4 protein-coding genes and 2 pseudogenes are annotated in these 4587 nt (G+C 49.7%); 5 read left to right on the top strand and 1 reads right to left on the bottom strand.

The features are described 5' to 3' along the window. Positions 1–248 precede the first annotated feature (248 nt). On the bottom strand, positions 249–641 hold the full coding sequence (locus tag FTU77_RS15690; RefSeq protein ID WP_052928019.1) for a TraK family protein: 393 nt from the start codon (positions 639–641) through the stop codon (positions 249–251). A gap of 329 nt (positions 642–970) precedes the next feature. Here FTU77_RS15690 and traJ point away from each other — a divergent pair, with 329 nt between their 5' ends. From traJ to FTU77_RS15670, 5 genes and pseudogenes are all read left to right on the top strand, one after another. Then, positions 971–1345 (top strand): conjugal transfer transcriptional regulator TraJ, encoded by a 375-nt coding sequence (gene traJ / locus FTU77_RS15685; protein WP_033472343.1) that lies wholly within the window; start codon positions 971–973, stop codon positions 1343–1345. Continuing rightward, positions 1342–2217 (top strand): annotated as a pseudogene (traI, locus tag FTU77_RS15680) (TraI/MobA(P) family conjugative relaxase); the annotation flags it as partial. The gene traJ and the pseudogene traI, both read left to right, overlap by 4 nt. 26 nt (positions 2218–2243) lie before the next feature. Beyond that, positions 2244–3146, top strand: a pseudogene (locus tag FTU77_RS15675) (TCR/Tet family MFS transporter); the annotation flags it as partial. Then, complete coding sequence (locus FTU77_RS16195) at positions 3138–3323, top strand: GyrI-like domain-containing protein (protein ID WP_233735431.1); 186 nt, start codon at positions 3138–3140, stop codon at positions 3321–3323. The pseudogene FTU77_RS15675 and the gene FTU77_RS16195, both read left to right, overlap by 9 nt. A 159-nt stretch (positions 3324–3482) precedes the next feature. Beyond that, positions 3483–4340: an SDR family NAD(P)-dependent oxidoreductase gene (locus FTU77_RS15670; RefSeq protein ID WP_120366351.1), complete on the top strand. Its 858-nt coding sequence runs from the start codon at positions 3483–3485 to the stop codon at positions 4338–4340. The last annotated feature ends 247 nt before the right edge of the window (positions 4341–4587 follow it).

Raw genomic sequence — 4587 nt, 5'->3', positions numbered from 1 at the left:
GCATGTTCCGCGTCCTTGCAATACTGTGTTTACATACAGTCTATCGCTTAGCGGAAAGTTCTTTTACCCTCAGCCGAAATGCCTGCCGTTGCTAGACATTGCCAGCCAGTGCCCGTCACTCCCACTCAAATGTTAATAGGCCGCCTCTATGAAGGGGGCTGTTTTCGGGGTCGATTTCCAGGGGTTCATTGACACTTGAGGGGCGGGCTATGCCTTCCCTCTTGGCGTCCAATCCGCCCCTTGGGGCGTCAAATCAAGTCCGCTTTGTTCGGGCTGGGGTTGAAGTTGAAGCTGGGAATCTCCCCCGGCTTATGGCTGGCTGATGGTACTGGTTTGGGTGTCGCTGGGGTGGCTTTCTTGGGGGCCGGTTGGGAGGATGCCGGCGGTCTTGCGGTGGCCTTTTCAGGCTCGCCTGGCGACCGAATCAGACTGTTCACATAGCTGATAAAAGCATCATATCCGAAGCTGATTTTCCCTTCATCGTGCAGCGTTTTCCAGATGGCTTTTACCGGCCAGCCATCGGTCAAAGCCTCTTTTATGTCGTCGCGCTGGGCCAGGAAAGCCGCCCGATTCTGTCCTGAACGGGTGGGCTTTTGGGTCTGCATTTGCGCTGCAATGCGCTCTGTAAGCCGTTTAGTCATGCCGATTCTACCGCCTTTTATATGTCGATTTATCCGCGATTTAATGCCGATTCTATCGCTATTAAAGCGATTGTAAGGCGACTAAAGCCAGATTGCACGCCTTATGCGTGGAATCGGCTTGTGTTTGTCGATAAAACGGGTTATAGCCGGTAAATGGTAGTGATGTTAAAGTGGTGGTGAAGCGGGCAGGATGTGTGAAGTAGGCCCACCATGCAAGCATGGTGTTCCTCTTCACTTCCCCTTATTCGCACCTGCGGCGCTCAACGGGAATCCTGCCCTGCGGGGCCATCGGCGGACGCCGGAATAAGAGAACCAGGAGGACGCCAAAGATGGAGGCGACAGAGCAGAAGGTAACGAGAAAAAGCAGCACGCCGATCAAGGTGTATTGCCTGCCGGAAGAGCGGGCCGCCATTGAGGCCAACGCACAAGCGGCTGGCTTGAGTACGTCTGCTTTTTTGCTGGCCGTGGGGCAGGGTTACGCCGTCCAGGGCGTGACCGATTACGAGAACGTGCGCGAGCTGGTGCGGGTCAATGGCGACCTGGGCCGCCTCGGTGGTCTGCTGAAATTGTGGCTGACCGACGATGCCCGAACGGCCCGGTTCAGCGCTGAAACTGTCTTGGGCCTGCTGGCCCGGATTGAGGCCAACCAGGACGAAATGAGCCGATTGATGGAATCTATTGTGCGACCCAGGGCAGCATCATGATTGCCAAGCATGTTGCCATGCGTTCCCTGGGCAAATCAGACTTTGCCGACCTGGCTAAATACATCACCGACGCACAGAGCAAAGACCACCGGCTGGGCCATGTTCAGGTCACGAATTGCGAGGCGCATTCAGTGCGCGATGCCATCACCGAAGTGCTGGCCACCCAGCACATGAACACCAGGGCCAAGGGCGATAAGACCTATCACCTGATTGTCAGTTTTCGCGCCGGCGAGAATCCCGATGCCGACACCTTGAAGGCGATAGAGGAACGGATTTGCCAAGGGCTAGGGTTTGGTGAGCATCAGCGTATCAGCGCCGTGCATAACGACACCGACAACCTGCACATCCACATTGCCATCAACAAGATTCACCCGACCAGGCACACGATGCACGAACCGTACTATCCGCACCTGGCGCTGGCCGACTTGTGCGAGACGCTGGAACGGGACTATGGCCTGGAGGCAGACAATCACCGGCCGCAGCAGCGCGGGGCGGCATCGAGGGCCGCCGACATGGAGCGCCATGCCGGCGTGGAAAGTCTGGTGGGCTGGATCAAGCGCGAATGCCTGGACGACATTAAAGCCGCGCAGTCCTGGACGGAGCTGCACCAGGTCATGCGTGATAACGGCCTGGAGATTACGCCAAGGGGTAACGGGTTGGTGATCCGGGCCGATGACGGCACGATGGTCAAGCCCAGCACCCTGTCCCGCGATCTGTCCAAGCCTGCCCTGGAAAAGCGGCTGGGAGCCTTTGAGGCGTCACCGGATCAGCAGGAGAAGCCGCCCAGGCGGCAGTATCAAAAGAAGCCGGTACGGTCACGCGCTGACACCACCGAGCTTTATGCCAGGTACAAAGTTTTTTATCGCCAACTTATCAATGATAAATAAAAGTCACATCTATGTCAAAATCACTTATAACCGCACTCATTGTTGTCGCGCTTGATGCGATTGGTTTGGGATTAATCATGCCGGTGGTTCCGGCTTTATTAAATGAATTTGTACCGGCAGAGCAAACAGCATTTCACTATGGTGTTTTTTTATCGCTTTATGCGTTTATGCAGGTCTTTTGCGCGCCCGTTTTAGGGCGGTTATCTGACCGCTATGGACGGCGGATTATTTTGCTGGTTTCATTTTTAGGTGCCACGATTGATTATAGCATAATGGCGGCAGCGCCTGTTTTATGGGTGCTTTATATCGGCCGGATTATCTCAGGTGTTACCGGAGCAACTGGTGCAATCGCGGCATCAATTATCGCTGATACAACTAAACAGGAAGAACGTGCGCGTTGGTTTGGTTTTATGGGGGCGTGTTTTGGTGCAGGTATGATTGCAGGGCCTGCTATTGGCGGTGTTCTTAGTGATATATCTGTGCATGCGCCCTTTGTGGCAGGGGCTCTTCTCAATGCAATTGCCTTTTGTTTGGTGGCTTTCTTGTTGCCCAAAACGCCGTCACAACCGCCTGAAGGACAGCCAGCCAAAATCAATTTGTTTGAAGGCTTTCGCTTCAATTTTGCAGTTCAGGGACTTGCCAGCTTTTTTGCGTTGTTTTTTCTTATGCAGCTGATTGGGCAGGCGCCCGCCGCTTTGTGGGTGATTTATGGCGAACAGCGCTTGAATTGGGATATTGGCACAGCAGGTGTGTCGCTGGCCGTTTTTGGTGCAGCACATACATTCGTACAAGCTGTTTTAACCGGCACTCTTTCAAAGCGACTGGGTGACCGCGGTGTGTTGCTGCTTGGAATGGGCGCTGATATGTGCGGGTTTTTATTGCTGGCTTTTATCACGCAAAGCTGGATGGCGGTATTCTCAGGAACGGGTCCTATACCAGGAGCAATTCAAGAATTGCAACAGCAGATTTTTACTGAATGGTTACCAACTTCAGGTTTTGAATATGCTGAATTGCCAGATATCGAATTATATTTAGATGCTAATCCTCAGAATGCACAGTTCCAAATATGGCTCCCGATTCGTGCAAAATAAAAAAGTTGTGGCAAGTTTTTTGCCACAACTTTTTTTGAATAAAATGACTCTTAGTATTTTATAACTGACAATCAGCATATTAGATACTATAGTTGTTGTTGGCCTTTTAATTTGTTATAATCATATTGAGAGTAATTAGGAAAAAAGGAGCGTGGACAGATGACTAGAACGTGGTTTATTACTGGTGGAAGTAAAGGAATTGGTTTTGAGACAGTAAAATTAGTATTAGAAAATGGCGACCAAGTCATTTCTTTTTCTAGAACAGAAGGAAAACTCAGCAGGTTAAAAACAGAATATGGATCTTCTTTGCTGATCTGTTTAGGCGATATTGAAGAACGAGACATGGTAGTAGCCGCTGCTGCTAAGGGAGCAGAAAAATTTAATGGCATCGATATTGCTTTGAGTAATGCGGGAATGATGCTTGGAGGAATGATTGAGGAGACAACAGAAGAAGAGGCGCGTCAGATAATGAATGTAAACTTTTTCGGTTCTCTTTGGACGGCTCAAGCGGTTTCTCCTTTTTTGCGAGACAAATCAGGTCGTTTTATCCAAATGAGTAGTATCGGGGGCATCATGTCTTGGATGACTTCAGGTCTATACAGTGCTAGTAAATTTGCGGTAGAAGGATTGACGGAAGCTTTAGCACAGGAACTGGCTCCTTTTGGTGTTCATGTGACTATTGTTGAACCAGGAGGTTATTGGACAGATCTTTACAAGAAACTGCATAATAGTAAACGCTTGCCGGATTATCAAGAACTGCATCAACAAATGGATGCCTTCGCAAAAGAACAGGAGGGTCAGGCGACAGATAGTGACCCTATATTAGCAGCAAAGACAATCTTAAAACTTGCGGCATTGCCTGAACCACCACTACGTCTAATATTAAGTGATTCTCTTTTTGATGGGGTGATCGAAGCAACGGAAAATAAAATCGCCGGGTGGAAAGCAGAGGAGAGCCTCAGTCGGGAATCAGAAAAATTGATTCCAATGCCTGAAGGGTATTTAGCTGATAAGTAGATGACGACAGGAAAGTGACAATAAAAAATGAAAGAAATCATTGAAGAAATTCAAGCATACAAACCTTTTACACAGCAAGAAGCAAATGATCAAAAACTTTTTCTAAAACAAATACAATTTACGTATAGGAAGAATAAACGCCCTTTTCACCCAAGTCCAACAGCTTTGGACCGCAGTTGACTCTTTCGACACCCCTGCGATGCAACCCAATCCGGCTGACGGGGAGCCAGCAACGCTGAAAATTTAC

The organism is Acinetobacter sp. YH12142, from assembly GCF_013418435.1.
Taxonomy (GTDB): Bacteria; Pseudomonadota; Gammaproteobacteria; order Pseudomonadales; family Moraxellaceae; genus Acinetobacter; species Acinetobacter amyesii.
Note: the sequence above shows the minus strand (reverse complement) of the source record. Positions and strands in the feature narration are given on the sequence as shown.